This window comes from Moraxella nasibovis, assembly GCF_029581575.1.
Lineage (GTDB): Bacteria > Pseudomonadota > Gammaproteobacteria > Pseudomonadales > Moraxellaceae > Moraxella > Moraxella nasibovis.
Genome location: NZ_CP089975.1, coordinates 857,252 through 878,232 on the forward strand (window position 1 = coordinate 857,252; position 20,981 = coordinate 878,232).

The window sequence follows — 20,981 nt, forward strand, 5'->3', positions numbered from 1 at the left end:
ACGCATGTAAAACCCAACATTTTTAGATGTAAACCATTGATTTTGTTGGGTTTCGCAAGCTCAACCCAACCTACGGGCTAAAGGTAGTAAACAAGATGGCAAAACATACAAGAGAGAAGAGTAATATGAATGTTTTCCGATTAAAATCTCATTTATTGAAAAATCAAGATAATCGTTGGTTTTTACAAAATCAACCTTATACAGGGATTGTATTTTTTGATAAAGATAATTTTCAACTTGATGTGTTTGAAGTAGAAGACGGTTATGTTACCAAGCCTTATATATCTCCATGCCAAAAAACATTAACAGATATCTTGCAATCTCCAATTTCTATTGACAGCTCTTCATTCAGTAATGAAGAAGAAGATATTTATGGTTGTGGAACAATTCCGCAGATGTACCAAAATTCCATTTACCAAGGAATGTCTTATAATTTTAGAAATGGGAAATGTATTTATGAGGGATATAGTAATGAAGATGGTATTACAGAAAGCAAAATTCATTGGTCTTACAATCCCAATAATCCAATGCTGGATGATTTAAAGCAATTTGAATTGCAAAACCATGACACAAAACTCCCAAAGTCTTTCTATTACTATTATCGTTCAAATAATAATTTCTCATATTATCTTTGGGATGATAAGGATTATCATGAGCATATTAGTATTTCTTACTTTCCTGATTCAGGTATGATAAAATCCCTATTTTTGCAAGGAGATGTATTAAAAACAAAATCATACTTAAATTGCCCAATACAATTACCAGAAATATTTGGTATAATAGAAAATCATCATAATTTCATTTTTTGTGATAAAGTTGGTCATTTAGTTCTACGCATAGACAAAAGTTATATTCAGCAACTTTTTGATACATGGCTTAAAAATAATTCCTTCAAAAATATAAAATCTCTCAGCATTGGAGGTGTTGAAGGACTGGAGGACTTGTCAATTTTTAGTAATAAGAAATATTTTAGAAGTTTGGCAGAGCTTGCTGTAGATGAAACATTGGACAAGTCGGTCATTCACGATTTAAAAATTAAAAATCCAAATTTAATTATAAGATTATATTAATAGGAGAGTGTTTTGATTTATCTTATTTTGGATGCTTATTATCATGATATTAATGGTAAAACTACAGCAAATGTTTCAGCAATTAGATTTACTGGTATTGATATGATCTATAAATGGTGAACAAAGCCTACGCTACACATAAAACTACAAAAGGTGGATTTTAAAAATCCGTTTTATAAGGATTATCAATCCCCAACGCTGCTAAAATCTCAATCTCAAAACCTTCCATCTCGTCAGCATCGGCATCACTGATTTCGTGGTCAAAGCCGAGCAGGTGCAAGATGCCATGCACAATCAAGTGCGTCAGATGATGTTCAAAGGATTTGCCTTGTTCGGCAGCTTCTTTTGCCACCACTTCATCGCACAAAATCAGCTCGCCCAGACTGATCTGCGGTAGAATCTGCACAATCTCGCTCGGTAAATCAGCAGGGTAGGACAGCACATTGGTGGCGTAGTCCTTGCCACGAGCGTCCAAATTAAGCTGCCTGCCTTCGGTGCTGTCTGTGATGTAGATGTCCAGCGATTTTGGCTTATGCCAGTAGCTGTCCGCATCATCAAAATAAGCAAGCGCCAAACCCTGTGCGTGTTTTTGGTTCATCACGCTCATCGTCTGGGCAAAGGCGGTACGAATCAGCTGTTCATTGTAAGCGCTCTGCCTATCTTCTGTCAGTGTATCTGCAAACGATAAGGACAGCTCATCTGCCATATTGGGCGTGATTTTAGTTGTCATTGCTCGCTCCACTTTCTGCCTGATGATTGGCTTGCTGAGCCAGTTTTTCGGCTTCTTTCTCAGCTAGGCGTGCGGCTTTGCGTTCGGCGGCAAGTTTTTCTTGCTCGTCATCAAAGGCGTCATAAGCCTGAACGATTTTTTGTACCAGATGATGACGCACCACATCTTTGCTATCAAAGCGAGTGATGTGAATTTCATCAATCTTGGAGAGAATTTGCAGAGCTTGAGCCAGACCTGATTTATGCCCACGAGGCAAATCCACCTGCGTCATATCGCCTGTGATGACCGCACGAGAGCCAAAGCCCAGACGAGTTAGGAACATTTTCATCTGCTCTGGCGTGGTGTTTTGGGCTTCATCAAGAATCACAAAGCTGTTATTCAGCGTCCGCCCACGCATATAGGCAAGCGGGGCAACTTCAATCACTTGGCGTTCAAGCAATTTGCCGACTTTTTCAAAGCCGAGCATTTCGTACAAAGCATCATAAAGCGGACGCAAATAAGGATCAATTTTTTGGGTCAAATCCCCCGGCAAAAATCCCAATTTTTCGCCAGCTTCCACCGCAGGACGCACCAACAAAATCCGCTCAATCTCGCCACGCTCGAGCATATCCACCGCACACGCCACCGCCAGATAAGTCTTGCCTGTACCAGCAGGACCAACACCGAACGACACATCAGAGACGAGAATTTTTTTGACATAGGTCTGCTGATTTGCCCCACGAGGGGTGATTTTGCCTTTGCGAGTGCGTAGCGAAATGTCGGCATAGGGCGCAGTCGGCGCTTTTGGCGTGTCGGCATCACGAGCTAGGCTGGATTGAATAATGAGATGTAGCTCTTCGCTGCCGATGTCGTCATCAGCAATGTCGGCAAGTTTATTTAGGATAAATTCGCCACGCTCCACAGCGATCAGATCGCCTGTGAGAACAAAGGTGTTTTGGCGTTGAATGATTTGAATTTCTAGGCGTTCTTGGAGATATTTTAGGTGTTTGTTGTATTCGCCAGCCAAATTGCGTAGGGCAGCGGCATCAATATTGAGAGTAAGCGTACGAGTAATGCTCAAGAAAGTTTCCTTTTTAAAATCAATAAAATGTAAAAATATTGCTCAGCAAACCCAAAAACTTTGATGGTTTTGGTGTTTAATGATATACCTGACGAATGGTAAAATTACCACAAAATCATGTGAAGTCGTAGGTTGGTTTGAGTGAAACGAAACCCAACAAATTCAAAGGTTTGTAATAAAATATTGGGTTACACTCAGCCCCTCAACCTAATAGTCTTACTTTATCAATTCGTTAGGTATCTGATGTATTTTGGGATTGATGTTATAATAAGGATTGATTATGCGATTTTCAAGACTTTGTTTATCACAAAAACAAAAAAGCCTTTCATATAGAAAGGCTTTTTTTATTGCTATCTCTAGCAGAATATGGCTCCCCAACCTGGGCTCGAACCAGGGACACACGGATTAACAGTCCGATGCTCTACCGACTGAGCTATTGGGGAATATCTAGCAAGTCGCTTAAGATGGTGCGTATTATAGCAGGTTTTTTATGCGTGTCAATAAAAATTTTAAAAAAATCTTAACTTTTTTAAAAAACATAAAAAAACCAAAGTGCCGCTGCAAAGGGGTGACCATGAACCGTGAAGTTCAAGGCGGAGCTGCATCACTATTTATTACGGCTTCCTGATACATCACAAGGATGCAGGCCTGCTCAACAAAATAGTAGGAATGCGCCCCTAAGATAAGATTATCGGCTCAGGAATACGCTTTGCTGGCGAACACTTCAGTGGGGCTTATTATAGCATCTTTGGGAAAAATTTCAAGGCTTTTGGCAAAGATTTTTTTGATAACTGATTGATTTATCAGTTATTTTTTATTGCGCTATTAAAAAAAATCCACACCAAGTGGCGTGGATTGCCATGCTGAATGATTAGCCAAACGCAGGCGTTCTTTTTGGAATGGCGTCCAAAAATTCACTGCGTGCTTGGTTGTTGGTGGTAAATTCGCCAAGCATGCTCACCGTGCGAGTGGTGGATTGTTGTTTGGCGACGCCACGCATCATCATGCACATGTGGCTTGCGTCCATCACCACCGCCACGCCACGACAGCCCGTCAAGCTCTCAATCGCTTGGGCGACTTGCTTGGTGAGATTTTCTTGGATTTGTAGGCGGCGAGCGTACATATCCACAATGCGAGCGACTTTTGATAAGCCCAAAACCTTGCCATCTGGCAGATAGCCGACATGAGCCACGCCATAAAACGGCAATAAATGATGCTCGCACAGCGAATAAAATTCGATGTTTTGCACCAGCACAAGCTCTGGATTATCCGATGGAAAAATGGCATCGTTCGCCACCACTTCAAGCGACTGATGATAGCCACGAGTCAGATGACCAAAGGCTTTGGCGGCGCGCATGGGTGTATCTAGCAGACCTTCACGGCTCAAATCTTCGCCACTGCTTTTGATGACGCTGGCATAATGAGCGGCAAGATTTTCATAATCTGGAATAAAATCAATGTGATCAGAATTTGACATGATAAGCGGTACAATAAAAGAAATAAACAATATAGCTTAACTCAAATTTTGATTTTATCAAGTCAAAAGTGCAAAAATTTGCAAAAATTTGCTAAATTTTCTCAAAAAAGCGCTTTTAAAATGGGCTAAATGCCAAATCGACGCCAAAAACACGGTAAATCTGGCTAAAAATTGGCAAAAAAATATAAAAAATCATGTAAAAATTGGCAAAATTTGTTATATTTTCAAGTTAGAACAAGTTGGAATAAAGTACTTTTTGACTAAAAATTGTTTTTAAATTTGGTTTATACTTGTAGAGCGGTAAAGTTACCAAAAAATCAGGCGGTCATGTAGGGTGGGCTTAGCCTACCGTTTTTTTGATATAACTATTTGAATTTGTTGGGTTTCGTTGCACTCAACCCAACCTACGACATCACTAAAAGTTGCTTTTAAATTTGGTCTAAAAGTGATATTAATGGTGTTTTTGTATTAAATTGATGGAGAAAAAAATGTCGCAAATCAAAGTGGGTATCGTGGGTGGTACAGGCTATACTGGTGTTGAGCTGATTCGTCTTTTGAGCAATCACCCAAAGGCAACAATCGTCATGCTGACTTCTCGCAGTGAAGCTGGCAAAAAGGCAAGCGAGATTTTTCCAAGTTTGCGTGGTGTGTCTGATGTGGTGTTTAGCGATGCGGACGATGAAGCACTTGCCAAGTGCGATGTGGTGTTTTTTGCCACGCCACATGGGGTTGCGATGAAGTCGGCGGCGTTTTTGGGCAGTCGTGGTGTGAAAGTGATTGATTTGGCGGCAGATTTTCGCTTGCAGGATTTGAGTGCCTTTGAAAAATGGTACGGCATGACGCACGATTGTCCAGAGATTTTAAAGGCGGCGGCGTACGGCTTGCCTGAAATTAACCGTGCAGCCATCAAAAACGCACAGGTGGTGGGCAATCCTGGGTGTTATCCGACCACGGCGATTTTGGGCTTGTCAGCAGTGATTGCTGAGCAAAATCGCCAAGATTGTCCGCTCATTGACGAAAAAATCATCATTGATGCCAAATCAGGCATTTCTGGGGCAGGTCGCAGTGCTAAGCTGGATTTGATTTTTAGCGAGACTTCGGATAATTTTAGTGCTTATGGCGTGGCAGGTCATCGTCATTTGCCTGAGATTGAGCAAGGCGTGCATGAGCTTTTGGAGTCAAAATTTCCCCATAAAATCCGCTTTGTACCGCACCTTGTGCCGATGATTCGTGGTATGTTTAGCACCATTCATCTTAGCCTGACAGCTAAGGGTCAAGCGGTGGATTGGCAGAGTGTGTTTGAAAATCAATTTAAAGATGAGTATTTTGTGGATGTGCTGCCTAAGGGGTTGTTGCCACAGACCAGATACACTCGTGCGTCTAATTTTTTAAAAATTGGCGTGCATCAAGACGGCGAGACACTCACGGTGCTGGTGGTGCAGGACAATTTGGTCAAAGGGGCGGCAGGGCAAGCGGTGCAAAACATGAATATTTTGTTTGGACTGGATGAAAAATTGGGGCTGGAAGTCGTGCCTGTCGTGCCTTGATGGGCGGTGATGGTGGTATTTTTGTAACCGTGCTTGTGCTTGGCTGTGGGCTGTGTTAAAGTTGGGGTGGTTGGGGTGGTTGGGGTGGTTGGGGTGGTTGGGGTGGTTGGGGTGAATGATGGCTTTGGAAATCTTAATATTTTAAATGAATATTTCGCATTGCCATAAGATTATCAAAAACATAAACTGTCAAAAGACTGTTAAAAAAAGGAGAGTGTGATGAGTATTGATACTTTGACATTAAAAGTGTATGGCATGACCTGTGAGGGCTGCGAGACCAGTGTGCATAATGCGCTGAACGGGCTGGCTGGCGTGCAGGATGTGGAGGTAAACCGTCCACTTCAGCAGGCGGTGGTGACTTATGACGATGAGCTGCTGGATAAAATTGAAATCATCAATGCGGTAGAAGGGGCTGGATTTAGCACCACTTGATTTTATGATATTTTTATCATATTTTGTCATGATGTTTTTGTCAATCATGGCAAAAATACGCACCAATGTGCCGAAAAACCGAATGCCAACCGTTCGGTTTTTTTTGTTTTTTAAGATTTTTTTGGGTGTGATTGGTGTGATTGATGATAAATTGGTGTGATTGATGGTAAGATGTGATTTTGGGTTTGTGTGGTTGGTGAGTTAAGTTTATGAATCAAAAAGACAGTCAGGTTGGTGTGCAGCAGCAATTTGCCATCAAAGGCATGACCTGTCAAGCCTGCGCCAGCCGCCTTGAAAAGGTGCTGCAAAAAAATCCTGCCGTTGAGTCAGCGCAGGTGAACTTTGCCACAGAGACACTCAGCATTCGTCATCGTGGTGGCGATACAGAGGAGGTGCTTGCATGGATTAAGAAGGTCGGCTTTGAAGGGCGGCTGGTCGGAGAAGAATCGACGCATGAGCAAGGTGTGCCTTATTCGCTATGGCTGCTGTGGCTTTTGAGTGTGCCGTTTTGGCTGGGTATGCTTGGCATGATGGTTGGCAGCCATGCGCTGATGCCTGTGCTTTGGGTGCAGTTTGTGCTGGCAAGCGTGGTGCAGTTTGTGTTTGGTTGGCGGTTTTATCAAGGGGCTTGGGCATCTTTGCGTGGCGGGCTTGCCAATATGGATGTCTTGGTGGCGCTAGGTACGACGGCGATCTGGGCGTATTCGACTTATGTGTGGCTCACTGAGGGTGGTCTGGGCGCTCATGGTGCCGTGTATTTTGAGGCGTCGGTGATGATCATCGCCTTTGTCAGTCTTGGAAAATATTTGGAGCGTCGTACTAAGCAAGAGAGTCTGGATGGACTGTCGGCGTTGATGGATTTGGTGCCGCAGACGGTGCTACGGCAGTCAAGTGTAGGCTGGCAAAAGACGGATCTTAGGCAGGTTCGGGTGGGCGATGTGCTTTTGGCAAGGGTTGGTGAGCGCATTGCTGTGGATGGTGTACTGACGGCAGGCAAAGGCATGCTTGATGAGGCGCATCTTACTGGTGAAAGTGCGCATCTTTTTAAGGATGTGGGCGACACGGTGCTGGCAGGCAGCATTGTGACCGATGGTGGCTTTGAGTATCAAGCAAGGCTGACGGGTGACGAGACGGCGCTGTCTGAGATGATCTCTGCGCTTCATGAGGCACAAGGCTCAAAGGCGGACATTGCTCGGTTGGCAGATCGGGTGTCGGCGGTTTTTGTGCCTGTGGTGGTGTCGCTTGCTGTGGCTGTATTTTTGGTGAATTGGCTGTGGCTTGGATCATTTGAGATGGCGCTCATGCGGGCGGTGTCGGTGCTGGTCATCGCCTGCCCCTGTGCGCTTGGACTTGCCACGCCAGCTGCCATCATGGCGGGCATGGGTCTGGCGGCAAAGCATGGCATTCGCTTTAAAGATGCGCCAAGCTTGGAGGTGGCAGGTTGTGTTGATGTGATGGCATTTGATAAGACGGGCACGCTGACGCTTGGGAGACCCATCATCCGTGCTTCATGGGTGGCAGACGGATGGCGTGATGATGAGGTGCTAGCCATTGCTGCAAGTGTCGAGCAGCACGCCACTCATCCGCTTGCCGCAAGCATTGTCAAAAAAGCCTTGGATAAAGGGCTGTCCTTGTACCCTGTGCATGAGGTCGACACCGTCGTCGGTCAGGGGCTATCAGGCGTGATAGAGGGTGTGGGCGTGGTGAAAGTGGGGTCGCCTGCATTTGTCAGTGCGGATGAGATGGCGCTGATGGCAAGCCTTCTGTCTGGCTATGAGCGTAGCCAGACAGATGGTGATGTGCATTTGGAGAGCTGGCAGGCGTGTAGTGTCGTCGCTGTCTTGGTGGATAATGCGCTGATCGCCGCCTATGCACTTTCCGACGCACCAAAGCGTGACGCCAAAGAAGTGGTGAGCCGACTGCAAACACTGGGCGCAAAGGTGATGATATTAAGCGGAGCTCGTCAGGCGGTGGTCGATGCGGTGGCGGCGGATTTGGGCGTGTCTTGGGCGTATGGTGGTCTTTCCCCTAAAGATAAAGCACTAAAAATCAATGAGTTAAAAGAAAAAGGCAGTATTGTTGCCATGATTGGTGATGGTGTCAATGATGCACCAGCGATGGCGGCAGCGCAGGCAAGTTTTTCGGTGCATGACGCCTCAGGTGTTGCCAAATACGCCGCCTCTGCCGAGCTGATGGGGGATTCGCTGCTTGGTGCTTATCATGCGCACCTCATCGCCAAAGCCACTTTGACGACCATCAAGCAAAACTTATTTTTCGCCTTTATTTACAATGTCTTTGGCATAGGTCTGGCGGCAGTGGGGCTGCTTAGCCCCATCATTGCGGCGGCAGCGATGGCGCTAAGCTCAATGTGCGTGCTTGGCAATGCACTGCGACTAAAACGCTTATCGCTGACGGACGCTTGATTTGTGATTTGGTTGTGTGATGATGAATGGTGTGGTTTGAATTTTTTATAAATTTTTGCAAAAATGCCACGAATATTGGTCAGATATTTGCTATAATAACCAAATTTCTTTTGCTTATTTTTCATTTTTAAAATTATGTCAAAAATAACCACTTCATTTCGTCCTGCTCGTGCGTCGTCACATGCGCATCAGCAGGGCACGACGGCGCAGATTTTGGCGCTGTTTTTGGCAGCGCTCATCTTTACGGCGCTTGTGGTCGCATTCATCGGCTATCAGGTTGGGCACCGTCAAGGCGTACACGCCACCCAAGATGCCATCACAGATCAGGCAGCAAGTGCTGACCAAAGTGCATTGGCGGCGCAAAGTGCCAAGATGCAGGCACAAATCGACGCCATCACCAAAGAGCGTGACATCAGCTTGGGTAATCTTGAGCGCCTAAATGCTGAGCAAAAAGCCTTAGAAACCAAGAACTTGCAGCTACAACAGGTGAATGATTTGCTAAAATCATCAGTGGCTGAGCAAGGTGGTGTGGCGCTAAAAGTCATCGCTTCTGAGATCGGTTCACTGCCAGAAAATACTTTTGAATATCGCTTTGATGTGGCGATGATCGATGTGTCTGGCAAGGCGGTGCGCATGACACCACGACTCACACTGCTCAATGCCACGAGCATGGTGGAGATTCCGCTGGAGCCTGCCAGCTATGAGATCGATGGCGTGGCGAACATCCGTGGGCGCTTTGTGATGCCAGAAGGCTTTGTGCCACAGCAGATGAAACTTGATCTTGTCGCAGGCGATCAAAAAGTGCAGCAACTTTATAACTGGCAAGTTGGTCGAGTCATCACCGATGCGCCGACTTCGCTGTCGGAGGCAGGCAGTACGGACAATCGACCCATTGGCAGTCAGTGATTCATAAAAGTCGGGCATGCGCTCGGCTTTTTGTTTGGCTGATGTTTTGATTGCATGAATTTGCCTAATTTGTATGGATTTGCATTGGTTGTTGGCGGTGATGGTTTTGACAAGTGGGTTAAAACTCATGAAAATATTGCAAGTTGGGTGAGGTATTTGCGCCCATTTATTTTATTTAAGCATGAATTATTTAAGAATAATTTAAGAGAGTGTTAATTATGAATAAAATGACGAGTTTGACTGTGACTTGCCAAGAGGGCGATGATGAATTTCATGAGATGGAGGCTGATGTGGCGGTGCTCAACAAAGCAGAGCAAGCTTATGCACCGATGTATGCGGTCGTCATGCATAATGATGATTATACGACGATGGATTTTGTGGTGTATGTGCTGATGGAGATTTTTCATCATACGCCAGAGCGTGCGGTGGAGCTGATGTATGCCATTCATGAGACGGGGCGTGCGGTGGTGGCGATTTTGCCTTATGAGATTGGCGAGATGAAAGTGGCGCAGGTGACGGAGCTTGCCGAAGAGATGGAATATCCGCTTTTGACCACGCTTGAAAAGCAGTGATGATGACAGCATTTAAAGCAAATATTAATCAAAATGCTTCATCGATGATGAATTGCTAAGAACGATTTTGGGGGAGTTATGTTTAGCGCAGAATTTGAAACGGTGCGTCAGCGCATTGAAAATTATACCAAAAACCACCGCCACGAATACATCACTGTCGAACATCTTTTGCTTGGGCTTTTAAGTGATGAGTCGGTGAGTCAGATGCTCGGCGACTTTGGGGTGGATGTCGGTGCGCTGAGTGATGAGCTGAAGGCTTATTTGTCTGAGTACATGCCAAAGACCAGCAATGATCTTGCACGCATCAAACCCACCAAATCGTGCGAGCGAGTGCTACAACGAGCCATCTGGCATCAGCAGTCGGCTGGCACGGAGCGACTGATTGACTGTACAGATGTACTGGTGGCGATTTTTAATGAAAAAGATTCGCAGTCGGTCTATCTGCTACAAAATCGTGATGTCAATAAACTGCGAGTATTGCGTTATTTATCGCACAATCAGCAAGATAAATATGCACCAAGTGATGACACGGGCGAGCAAGACACGCCCAAAAAAAGTGGAAAATCTGCCAAAGCCAGTAAAGATCCACTGGCGGAATTTGCGGTGAATTTAAATGAGCGAGCCAAAGATGCACACATTGATCCTTTGGTTGGGCGTGAGGCTGAGATTGAGCGTACTGCCCAAGTGCTGTGCCGCCGCCGCAAAAATAACCCCTTGCTTGTGGGCGAGGCAGGCGTGGGCAAGACCGCCATTGCTGAGGGCTTGGCATGGCTGATTGTCAATGGCAAAGCACCCAGCGCCTTAAAAGACATGGTGATTTATAGCCTTGATTTGGGGGCGTTGGTGGCAGGGACGAAATTTCGTGGCGACTTTGAAAATCGCATGAAAGCGCTTTTGACCGCCCTAAAAAATCAGCCCAATGCGGTGCTTTTTATTGATGAAATTCATACCGTCATCGGTGCAGGCTCTACCATGAACAGCACGATGGATGTCTCCAATCTGCTAAAGCCTGCCTTGTCCAGTGGCGAGCTTCGCTGCATCGGCTCAACCACTTTTAATGAGCATCGGCAGATTTTTGAAAAAGATCACGCACTGTCTCGCCGTTTTCAAAAAATTGATGTCACCGAGCCGTCTGTGGCGGATACGGTGGCGATTTTACAGGGCTTAAAGCAATATTACGAATCTCATCATCAGGTGCGTTATACCGATGAGGCACTGACAGCGGCGGCGGATTTGTCGGCACGCTACATTCAGGATAGATTTTTGCCTGACAAGGCGATTGATGTGATGGACGAAGCTGGGGCGGCAGTTAGATTGCTAGGGCTAAATGCTGATGATGGCGATGATGAGCCTGCTGTGATTGATGTTGCCATGATTGAGGAAGTGGTGGCAAAAATTGCCCGCATTCCACCAAAATCTGTCTCCAAAGACGACAAAGACACCCTAAAAAATCTTGAGCGCAATCTAAAACATGTCATTTTTGGGCAAGATGAGGCGATTGAGAGTGTGTCATCGGCGATCAAATTGGCACGAGCTGGACTAAAACCTGCCAACAAGCCCATCGGTGCGTTCATGTTCGCAGGTCCGACAGGGGTGGGTAAGACAGAAGTGTGCAAACAGCTTGCCTTTGCTTTGGGTGTGGAGTTTGTGCGTTTTGACATGAGTGAGTACATGGAGGCTCATACCGCATCTCGTCTGATTGGTTCGCCACCCGGTTATGTGGGCTTTGATCAAGGCGGGCTTTTGACCGAAAAAATCCACAAACACCCGCACTCGGTGCTACTACTTGATGAGATTGAAAAAGCTCACCCAGATGTGTTTAACTTGCTACTGCAAGTCATGGATCATGGCACGCTGACGGACAATAATGGACGCTCGGTGTCGTTTAAGCAGGTTATTTTGATCATGACGACCAATGTCGGTGCAGAAAGTATCAGCCGTGCGTCTATGGGCTTTACTCATCAGGATCATTCTGCCGACCATACAGACGCACTAAAACGCACTTTTACGCCAGAATTTCGCAATCGCCTAGATGCCATTGTCAATTTTGCACCGCTTGATGAGCGTGTGATGGCATCTGTGGTGGATAAATTCATCGTGGAGCTACAAACTCAGCTGGATGAAAAAAATGTCGTGCTAGACATTGATGATGAGGCACGAGCATATCTTGCCAAAAAAGGCTATGATCGGCTGATGGGAGCAAGACCGATGGCAAGACTGATCCAAAACGAACTCAAAAAACCGTTGGCGGAGATGATTTTGTTTGGCGAGCTGGCAGGCGGTGGTGTGGTGCAGATTTCGCTGATGGCAAGTGATGATTTGTCGTTTGATGGACGAGATGATAATCAGGCTGATAAGCAAATTGAAAAGCAAAATCTGACAAAATTACGCTTTAATGTGATACAATCTACCACAGAAAAATCTGATGATTAAGCATCGGATTGAATGGTTTTTTATAGACTTTTTGAGCGACTGTAAGTCATGACTTGTGGTTGCTCGGCTTTATTTTGGTTTTTCATTTTTAAGGAATGGCTATGGCACAGATTTTAGATGGTAAGGCGTTGGCAAGCTCGGTTGAAGGCGAGCTGTCGGCACGAGTGGCAATTTTAAAAGAAAAAACAGGTCGTACACCGATTTTGGCGACCATTTTGGTGGGCGATGATCCAGCGTCAGCGACTTATGTGCGTATGAAAGGCAATGCCTGCAAGCGTATCGGCATGGACAGCATTCGCGTGGAAATGCCACAAGCGACCACGACCGAAGAGCTGCTTGCCAAGATTGACGAGCTGAACGCCAATCCTGATGTGCATGGCATTTTATTGCAGCACCCAGTGCCAGAGCAGATTGATGAACGAGCGTGCTTTGATCGTATCAGCCTTGCCAAAGATGTTGATGGCGTAACTTGCCTAGGCTATGGACGCATGGCGATGGGCGAGCCTGCTTATGGCTCTTGCACACCACAAGGCATCATGCACTTACTAAATCATTACAATGTGGAGCTGTCTGGCAAGCATGCTGTGGTGGTGGGTCGCAGTGCGATTTTGGGTAAGCCGATGGCAGCCATGCTACTAAACGCCAACTGCACCGTAACCATTTGCCATTCTCGCACCAAAAATCTGTCAGAACACATTCGCCAAGCGGACATCGTGGTCGGTGCGGTCGGTGTGCCAGAGCTGATTAAAAAAGACTGGATCAAACAAGGTGCGATTGTCGTGGATGCAGGTTTCCACCCAACGCCAAATGGTGGCTGTGGTGACATTGAGCTGTCTGGCATCGAAAGCATTGCATCGGCATACACGCCAGTACCGGGCGGTGTCGGTCCGATGACGATTAACACGCTTATCCGCCAGACGGTAGAAGCTGCCGAGCTAGAAGCAGGCTTGCGTTAATTTGACAAAACCATCTTGCCACCCCGAGCAGCTTTTGTTTGGGGTGGTTTTTTCCACCTAATTTTTTGCCTAATTTTGTGCTAAGTTAAGTGGGTTATGATGTGCATATTCACGATGCCATGACTTATGGCAAGAGGGTTTTTTAAGATTTTGGAGCTTATATGAAATCATCATACATCACAATTTTGGCGTGTGCCGCCATCATGACAGGCTGTACCAATACAGGCGACATTCGTATTCCTAAGGTCAATTTGCCCACCAACAGCACGGCTAGCACTCAGGCAGCGCCAGTGTCCAGCACGCATCAGGCGTTTGATCTGCCGACCGCCATCAGCATCGCAGAGGCGAAAACAGGCGGCGTGGCGGTCAATTTGGAAGTGTATCACGGGCATGGTGGCGGTGCTTATGAGATTGAAACCATCACCGCCACGCACGAATACACCGTACTCATCGATGCTCGCTCAGGTGATGTGCTGTCCATCGATCAAGAATATGATGTGAATGTGCTGCCAAATGTCAATCTGCGCCTAAAAGATGCGCTCATCATCGCACAAAATGCCCAAGCGGGTGTGGTGCGTGAAGTTGATTTGGAACGCAAAGTGACGGGTTCTTATTATGAAGTGAAAATCGATGGCGCGCACCCTTATGAGCTGCACATCGACGCTGCCAATGGGCAGATTTTAAGCAGTCGTGTGGATTATGATGATTGATTCAGTGAGCAAGGGGTCAGCCAGCAGGGGGTAGCAAAGCGCCTGACTCTTCGGCTTTTGTAGTGTCATTTTTGTATCGTCATTGTTGATGCCCGTGCCATGTTGAAATTTGGCATGGGCTTTTTTGGGTCAGTTTAAATCAGTAAATCCATCACCGCCTTTGAGCCGACAAAGCCGATGGCAAGCAAAATAAAGCCATAAATCGTGAAATTTGCCGCACGCTTGCCACGCCAACCAAAGCGATAATGACCGATGATAAAAATACCAAACATCGCCCAAGACAGCACGCTAAAAAACAGCTTGTGGGCGATGTGCTGTGCCATGATGTCATAAGTCGCCACAAAGCCCAGCCCAAGCGCCATGCTTAAAATGACAAAACCCACCAAAATCATGTCAAATAACAGACTCTCCATGCTTTGTAGACTTGGTAATTTACTCACCCAAAAACGATGAATCGTCTGATGTTTTAGTTCTCTGATTTGTAATTTTAAAATCACCGCCTGCACAGTCGCCATCAATAGCACGCAGTATGCGGCAAAAGACAGCAAAATGTGAGTTTGTAGCAGGGGGTTTAAACTGACCAATGGCTCATAATCACTACGCCCAAAATACCCCAAGCTTACGCCAAGCAGTGCCGCAGGCGTGGCAAGTACGCCCAGACTTAAAATGGGGCGGTATAGGCTAAACAGCACAAAACAGCAAGCAAAAATCAAGCTGATGAGACTTAGGGTGTTAAACAGGCTAAAATTTAGACCGTCAGCGGTGATGATGTTAGGCAAAAGCTGTGCGCCATGAAACAGCACGCCCAATAATAGCCAGCCTAAAATGACGGATTTTTTGGCGTGTGAAATGTCATCTAGGCTACGAAACAAACAAAAACCCGCCCCAAGATAGCAACCAATGGCAAGCAAATAGCTATACACAAAATCACCTTTGTTGATTATTTAAGTTGATTATTTAAACTGACAAAACGATCAAAATTAAAAACACTGACAACCACTCAAAATGACGAAAAACTTTGCCAATTTTGGATGGAATTTGTTCATTATTATACACTGAAAATTGCACGCTGATGGTTTATTTTCAAGTCATTTCAAATGATTTTAAGTTTTTTGGGTGGGTTTTGGCGGTGCTTGTGGGAAAATTTACGCTCTTTGGGGCTTTTGATGGCGGCAAAAATTGCAATATTCTAAGATTGTGATACAATTTACCCATTTTATTTAAAAATTTTTGGATAGACTATGTTTGATACCTTAACCGAACGACTCTCTGGCAGTTTGCGTAACATCACAGGCAGCAGTCAGCTTACCGAAGACAACATCAAAGACACGCTGCGTGAAGTGCGTATGGCACTGCTAGAGGCGGATGTGGCATTGCCTGTGGCTCGTGAGTTTGTTGCCAAGGTGAAAGAGCAGGCTTTGGGTCAAGAAGTCTTAAAAGAGCTACAACCAGGGCAAGCTTTCGTCAAAATCGTCTATGATGAGCTGACCGAGATGATGGGTTCGGCAAATCAGTCTTTGGAAATGACGGGCAAACCGCCAGTGGTGTATCTCTTGGCAGGCTTACAAGGTGCGGGTAAAACCACCACTGCAGGTAAGTTGGCGAAATTTTTGCAAGAAAAGCAAAAGAAAAAAGTCATGCTGGTGTCGGCAGATGTGTATCGTCCTGCGGCGATCAATCAGCTGGAATTTGTGGCAGGTCAAGTCGGTGCGATGTTCGTGCCGTCTAGCACCAGTGAAAATCCGATTGACATTGCCAAGCGTGCCATCGAAGAGGCAAAATTAAAATACGCCGACATTTTGATCATCGATACGGCAGGTCGCCTTGCCATTGATGAAGAAATGATGAATGAAATCAAGGAATTGACGGCGGCTGTCACTCCAACTGAGACTTTGTTTGTCGTGGATAGCATGACAGGTCAGGACGCTGCCAATACCGCCAAAGCGTTCAATGACGCACTGCCTTTGACGGGCGTGATTTTGACCAAAACCGACGGCGATGCTCGTGGTGGTGCGGCATTGTCCGTGCGAGCGATTACTGGTAAGCCGATTAAGTTTTTGGGGCGTGGCGAAAAACTTGAAGCGTTGGAGCTGTTTCACCCTGAGCGTATCGCCCAGCGTATTTTGGGCATGGGCGATGTGCTGAGCTTGGTTGAGGAAGTTGAGAGTAAAATCGACCGTGAGCAAGCCGAGCGCATGGCGAAAAAGCTGCAAAAAGGCGGCGAGTTTGACCTTGAAGATTTGCTCAACCAATTCCAGCAGATGAAAAATCTTGGCGGTATGGCAGGGTTTTTGGACAAAATGCCGGGCATGGGCGGCGCTGACCTACAAAAAGCGATGGAAGAGGCAAAGCCTGAGGAAAAAGTCAAAGAAATGGAGGCACTCATTCACTCCATGACGCCATTTGAACGCCAAAATCCAGACAAGATTACGCCAAGTCGCAAACGCCGTATCGCCGCAGGTTCTGGCAAGCAAATCCAAGATGTCAATCGCCTGCTCAAACAGCACAAGCAGATGGCAAAAATGATGAAAATGATCAGTCGACCTGACGGCATTGGCAAGATGATGAAAGCGGTGCAGGGTCTGACGAAGGGTATGTCTGGCGGTGGTCCGTTGTTTGGTGGCAATGCCAATGCTGGCAATCCATCTGGCATGAATGAGACACAAATGCGTCAATCTATGGCAGATTTGGGGCTTGATCCGAACAATATGCCAAGCATGGAAGAAATGCAAAAGCAAATGCAAGCGATGGAAAATCAATTTCCAAATTTCAAAAAACGCTTTTAAGATTTAAGCCTTTGACCAAATTTAACCTAACGACAAGTAGCACCCAGCCTTGGGTGTTCTTGTGTTTTTATGGAAATGATGTATGACCAAGCTACTCGCCTTAGATACGGTGTTTGAGCAATGTTCGGTGGCGATTTTGGATAATGATATGGTGCTTGCCGAAACAACCATCGCTGGCAGTCGTGGGCAGACTGAGACCATCTTGCCGATGATTGATGAATTATTAAAAGAAACTAAATTATCTCTGGCTGATTTTGATGTATTGGCGTTCAACCGTGGACCAGGGGCGTTTAGTGGCATTCGTATCAATACCGCTGTGGTGCAGGCGTTGTCGTTTGCCCACGAGTTGCCGTGTGTGGGCGTATCTAGCCTTTATGCGCTTGCCAATGCGTTTTTTGTACATCGCAAAACCACGCATAATCTGGGCGAAAATGCCATCATCGCAAGCTGTATTGACGCTCGCCAAAACGAAGTGTATGCAGGATTTTATCAAGTCAAAAATGACAAACTTGTCACCATTAGCGATGAAAAACTTTTGGCGTATGGCAGCGAAGTGGTGGCGGATTTTGTGATTGGCAATGGTGGTGAATTTGTACAAACGGCTGGCAAAAAAATCACTTTAAATCCAACCGCCAGCGACATTGGTAAGATTGCTTATGTAGATTATCTTAATAATGGCGGTGTTACTGCCAAAAACGCCTTGCCTGTGTATTTACGCCATAATGCGTGGAAAACTTTGGCAGAACAAGGCAAAAAATAGCAAAAATCTGCCGTGCAGTCTTTGGGATTTCTTGATGAGAAATTCTATAAAAATTCTTTTAAAATCAATCATATAAGCTGAAAAATCACATGGATATTTTATTACTAATCAAAGCCGTCATCATGGGTATTGTTGAGGGGGTTGCCGAATTTTTACCCATTTCAAGCACAGGCTATTTGATTTTGTCCGCCGATTTAATGAATTTTTGGGACAAAGAAAAGCGGGATTTGTTCATTGTCTTTATTCAGCTTGGGGCGATTTTGGCGGTCATTTATGACTACTGGGGCAGACTTTGGACGGCGTTTTTGGGGCTTTTGACAGGCAGGGCGGATGGCATGGCGAACCCACGAGGCTTGGGGTTTGCCTTGATCATTGCGACTTTGCCTGTGATGGTGGTGGGATTTACGCTCAAAGATTTTATTACCGAAGTGCTGTTTCATCCGTTGGTCGTGGCGACCATGCTGATCGTTGGGGCGGTGCTGATCGCTTATGTTGAAAAGCACCCACGACCGATCAAGGCGGCGGAGGCTGAGGCGATTGATTTTAAAATGGCATTAAAAATCGGCTTGGCACAATGCCTTGCTCTGATTCCAGGGACTTCTCGTTCTGGGGCGACCATCATTGGGGCTTTGTGGTTTGGGGCGTCTCGCAAGGCGGCAACCGAGTTTTCGTTTTTCTTGGGCATTCCTGTCATCGTGGGTGCGGCACTGCTGGACTTATTGGATCATAAAGATGCGCTCAAAACAGGCGAAGACTGGGCGATTTTGGGCGTAGGAACGCTGGTGTCTTTTGTGGTGGCTTTGCTGTGCATTCGCTTTATGGTGGCGTGGGTTTCCAAAAAAGATTTTATGATTTTTGCGTATTTGCGTATCATCACAGGCGTGATTGTGCTGCTGGCGTATTTTTTGTTTGGCTATCAGATTCAAGGCTGATCCATGCAAGTATCAGTGATTGGCACGGCAGACGATGGGGTGGTTTTTGAGCGGTTGGTACAGCTAACTCAACAAAAAAATCTGCCTTTGGCGTTGTCTTTTCATACTTTGCCAAAATTAAGCGACAAATTCATCACATCATTTGCCAGTGAAAATGTAGGCAAGGCTATCATCACCATCGTCAAAAATACGCCCATGCTCATCAAGATTGATGGCGGCAGCGTGATAAAATCTTATCTTAATTGGCAGTCTTTGACCAAGCGAATCGTCAGTGCGGGGCGAAAATCTGAGCTGATTTTGCAGGCGTGCAGGCTCACTTCGGACATGACGGTGCTTGATGGTACGGCAGGCTTTGGGCATGACGGGCTGATTTTGGCAAGTACAGGGGCAAGCGTGGTCATGCTTGAGCAAAATCCGCTCGTCTCGTTGCTACTTTTTTATGAATATGAGCTGATGGGACAAAATATTAATTGGCAAAAATTGCTGTCAAGAATCAGTATTATGCACGGCAGTTTTTTTGATGTGTCTCTGGTGGCGAAGTTGCCAAGCGTGGATTTATTGTATCTTGATCCGATGTTTCCTGCCGACAGCTATTCGGCAAAGGTCAATAAAAATATGCAGATTTTGCATGAATTGGCAACACCGCCTGACAAGATGGATGAGCAAAATTTTTTGGCAATTGGCAAAACCAAGCTCAAAGATGGCGGAAAAATCGTGGTAAAACGCCCGATTTTAGCACCGTTTTTGGCGAATCAACCGCCCACTCAAAGCGTGGCAAATGACGCCATTCGTTTTGATAAATATGATTGGTGATACGATAAAATTCATACGATAAAAATTGATACGATAAACTTAAAAGGAGTGATGATGCAATACGAATATTTGGTGCTGTTTGTGGTGCTACTTATGACATGGCAAAATTTTTCGCTCAGACGCAAAATTAAACAGCTTTGGCAGGCGATGGATAAGCAAAAATACATCGCACGCTATGGCGAGCTGGTGCGTCAAAGCCAAGACCAAACAAAAGCGGTCAAGGCACTGCGTCAGGAATTTGGCGAGCTAAATTTATTGCAAGCGGTGGAAGTGAGCCAGATTTTTCATCAGCAAAACGCCCAAAGCCAACAGCCCGCCAAAAAAGATGAGCCAGTGGCATGACTTGGTCGGATAAAGTCATCGCTTGGCTACAATTAACTCGCTTTGATAAGCCTGTTGGCACGGAGCTTTTGCTGTATCCGACTTTGTGGGCGTTGTTTTTGGCGGCGGCAGAGTATGGCAGATTGCCCAGTGTTAAATTGCTGGTTGTTTTTACGCTTGGGGCGATACTCATGCGAGCGGCAGGCTGTGCGATTAACGACTTTGCCGACCGCAAGGTAGATGGGCGGGTCAAACGCACCAAATCTCGTCCTTTGGCGGACGGTCGGCTGTCGGCACGCACGGCGGTTTGGACTTTTGTGGGTTTGTCGCTACTTTCTGCGTGTTTGCTGTTTTTCTTGCCGTTGGCGGTGTTTTATTGGTCGCTTGTGGCGGTGGCTTTGGCATTTATTTATCCATTCATGAAACGCCATACGCACTTGCCGCAGGTGGTGCTGGCGGCGGCGTTTGGCATGAGCGTGCCGATGGCGTTTGTGGCGGTCAATAGCGAATTTGGCGGTGTGCCTGTTGTTGGGGCGACTGGCTGGCTGACCTTTATCGCTTATATGTGCTGGACGGTGGCGTACGATACGCAATATGCGATGTGCGACAAAGACGATGATGTGAAAATTGGCGTAAAATCAACAGCGATTTTGTTTGAAAGAGTGTTTGGAAAATATGATGTTTTAGCGATTGTTGGTTTGCAGGCGATATTTTTGGCAATCATGGTCGCATTGACATCTGGGCTGTTTGGCTGGTTGGTGGCTTGCTTGTTGGCGGTCATTTTGTCGGTGCTGTTTGCGGTGCAATATGAAAAAACCAAAACTCATGAACGCTTGGCGTGTTTTGCTGCGTTTCGCCATAATGCATGGGTGGGGCGAGCGGTGCTTGTTGTGATTGTGCTGGCGTGTGTGGTGCGGTATGGCATGGCGTGATTTTGCTAAAATCTCACAATTTCGCCACAAAATTTCGCCAATTTAGCCGTTCAAATGTGATATGATGGCGGATGATTGGCGTTAATAATAGCCAATAGCTAATGGATTTTAACCGTAATAT

The 20,981-nt window shown here is 46.0% G+C and carries 19 protein-coding genes, 1 tRNA gene and 1 other RNA gene; 15 read left to right on the forward strand and 6 right to left on the reverse strand.

Going from position 1 to position 20,981, the window contains the following annotated elements:
- Positions 1 to 95: 95 nt before the first annotated feature.
- Entirely contained in the window at positions 96 to 1,070 is a 975-nt protein-coding gene (locus LU290_RS04055; protein ID WP_277809272.1) for a hypothetical protein, read from the forward strand.
- Between the two features lie 160 nt (positions 1,071 to 1,230).
- Here LU290_RS04055 and ybeY read toward each other — a convergent pair whose 3' ends face one another.
- The 5 genes from ybeY to folE form a co-directional block, all read right to left on the reverse strand.
- Positions 1,231 to 1,776, reverse strand: coding sequence for an rRNA maturation RNase YbeY (gene ybeY, locus LU290_RS04060; RefSeq protein ID WP_277809551.1), 546 nt, complete (start codon positions 1,774 to 1,776; stop codon positions 1,231 to 1,233).
- Positions 1,777 to 1,789: 13 nt separating this feature from the next.
- Positions 1,790 to 2,860, reverse strand: coding sequence for a PhoH family protein (locus LU290_RS04065; protein ID WP_277809273.1), 1,071 nt, complete (start codon positions 2,858 to 2,860; stop codon positions 1,790 to 1,792).
- Between the two features lie 367 nt (positions 2,861 to 3,227).
- Positions 3,228 to 3,303, reverse strand: a tRNA-Asn gene (locus LU290_RS04070).
- A gap of 97 nt (positions 3,304 to 3,400) precedes the next feature.
- Positions 3,401 to 3,594: non-coding RNA, 6S RNA (ssrS, locus tag LU290_RS04075), on the reverse strand.
- 137 nt (positions 3,595 to 3,731) lie between these two features.
- Positions 3,732 to 4,337 carry a GTP cyclohydrolase I FolE gene (gene folE, locus LU290_RS04080; RefSeq protein WP_277809274.1) on the reverse strand — a complete coding sequence of 202 codons (606 nt, stop codon included), beginning with the start codon at positions 4,335 to 4,337 and terminating at the stop codon, positions 3,732 to 3,734.
- A 488-nt stretch (positions 4,338 to 4,825) separates the two neighbouring features.
- On the opposite strand from folE, the gene argC reads away from it, so the two are divergent.
- From argC to LU290_RS04120, 8 genes are all read left to right on the forward strand, one after another.
- Entirely contained in the window at positions 4,826 to 5,884 is a 1,059-nt protein-coding gene (gene argC, locus LU290_RS04085) for an N-acetyl-gamma-glutamyl-phosphate reductase (protein ID WP_277809275.1), read from the forward strand.
- A gap of 219 nt (positions 5,885 to 6,103) precedes the next feature.
- The gene (locus LU290_RS04090; RefSeq protein WP_277809276.1) at positions 6,104 to 6,316 is read left to right on the forward strand and encodes a heavy-metal-associated domain-containing protein; all 213 of its coding nucleotides are present in this window, start codon (positions 6,104 to 6,106) and stop codon (positions 6,314 to 6,316) included.
- A 209-nt stretch (positions 6,317 to 6,525) separates the two neighbouring features.
- Positions 6,526 to 8,739, forward strand: a complete 2,214-nt coding sequence (locus LU290_RS04095; RefSeq protein ID WP_277809277.1) for a heavy metal translocating P-type ATPase — start codon at positions 6,526 to 6,528, stop codon at positions 8,737 to 8,739.
- Between the two features lie 135 nt (positions 8,740 to 8,874).
- Positions 8,875 to 9,645, forward strand: coding sequence for a DUF3450 domain-containing protein (locus LU290_RS04100; RefSeq protein ID WP_277809278.1), 771 nt, complete (start codon positions 8,875 to 8,877; stop codon positions 9,643 to 9,645).
- A 227-nt stretch (positions 9,646 to 9,872) separates the two neighbouring features.
- Positions 9,873 to 10,217: an ATP-dependent Clp protease adaptor ClpS gene (locus LU290_RS04105; RefSeq protein ID WP_277809279.1), complete on the forward strand. Its 345-nt coding sequence runs from the start codon at positions 9,873 to 9,875 to the stop codon at positions 10,215 to 10,217.
- A 78-nt stretch (positions 10,218 to 10,295) separates the two neighbouring features.
- Positions 10,296 to 12,650: an ATP-dependent Clp protease ATP-binding subunit ClpA gene (gene clpA, locus LU290_RS04110; protein WP_277809280.1), complete on the forward strand. Its 2,355-nt coding sequence runs from the start codon at positions 10,296 to 10,298 to the stop codon at positions 12,648 to 12,650.
- 101 nt (positions 12,651 to 12,751) lie between these two features.
- A complete protein-coding gene (gene folD / locus LU290_RS04115) occupies positions 12,752 to 13,606 on the forward strand; it encodes a bifunctional methylenetetrahydrofolate dehydrogenase/methenyltetrahydrofolate cyclohydrolase FolD (RefSeq protein ID WP_277809281.1) in 855 nt (284 codons plus the stop codon).
- Between the two features lie 161 nt (positions 13,607 to 13,767).
- Positions 13,768 to 14,316 carry a PepSY domain-containing protein gene (locus LU290_RS04120; RefSeq protein ID WP_277809282.1) on the forward strand — a complete coding sequence of 183 codons (549 nt, stop codon included), beginning with the start codon at positions 13,768 to 13,770 and terminating at the stop codon, positions 14,314 to 14,316.
- Between the two features lie 134 nt (positions 14,317 to 14,450).
- On the opposite strand, the gene LU290_RS04125 is transcribed toward LU290_RS04120, so the two are convergent.
- On the reverse strand, positions 14,451 to 15,239 hold the full coding sequence (locus LU290_RS04125; protein WP_370688542.1) for a cytochrome C assembly family protein: 789 nt from the start codon (positions 15,237 to 15,239) through the stop codon (positions 14,451 to 14,453).
- 318 nt (positions 15,240 to 15,557) lie between these two features.
- On the opposite strand from LU290_RS04125, the gene ffh reads away from it, so the two are divergent.
- From ffh to ubiA, 6 genes are all read left to right on the forward strand, one after another.
- Entirely contained in the window at positions 15,558 to 17,102 is a 1,545-nt protein-coding gene (ffh, locus tag LU290_RS04130) for a signal recognition particle protein (protein WP_277809283.1), read from the forward strand.
- A gap of 82 nt (positions 17,103 to 17,184) precedes the next feature.
- Complete coding sequence (gene tsaB, locus LU290_RS04135) at positions 17,185 to 17,862, forward strand: tRNA (adenosine(37)-N6)-threonylcarbamoyltransferase complex dimerization subunit type 1 TsaB (protein ID WP_277809284.1); 678 nt, start codon at positions 17,185 to 17,187, stop codon at positions 17,860 to 17,862.
- Positions 17,863 to 17,951: 89 nt separating this feature from the next.
- Positions 17,952 to 18,794 (forward strand): undecaprenyl-diphosphate phosphatase, encoded by an 843-nt coding sequence (locus tag LU290_RS04140; RefSeq protein ID WP_277809285.1) that lies wholly within the window; start codon positions 17,952 to 17,954, stop codon positions 18,792 to 18,794.
- Positions 18,795 to 18,797: 3 nt separating this feature from the next.
- A complete protein-coding gene (locus LU290_RS04145) occupies positions 18,798 to 19,607 on the forward strand; it encodes a class I SAM-dependent methyltransferase (RefSeq protein ID WP_277809286.1) in 810 nt (269 codons plus the stop codon).
- Between the two features lie 54 nt (positions 19,608 to 19,661).
- Positions 19,662 to 19,949 carry a hypothetical protein gene (locus tag LU290_RS04150; protein WP_277809287.1) on the forward strand — a complete coding sequence of 96 codons (288 nt, stop codon included), beginning with the start codon at positions 19,662 to 19,664 and terminating at the stop codon, positions 19,947 to 19,949.
- Positions 19,946 to 20,860: a 4-hydroxybenzoate octaprenyltransferase gene (gene ubiA / locus LU290_RS04155; RefSeq protein WP_277809288.1), complete on the forward strand. Its 915-nt coding sequence runs from the start codon at positions 19,946 to 19,948 to the stop codon at positions 20,858 to 20,860. The genes LU290_RS04150 and ubiA overlap by 4 nt, the downstream gene beginning before the upstream one ends.
- Positions 20,861 to 20,981: the final 121 nt, after the last annotated feature.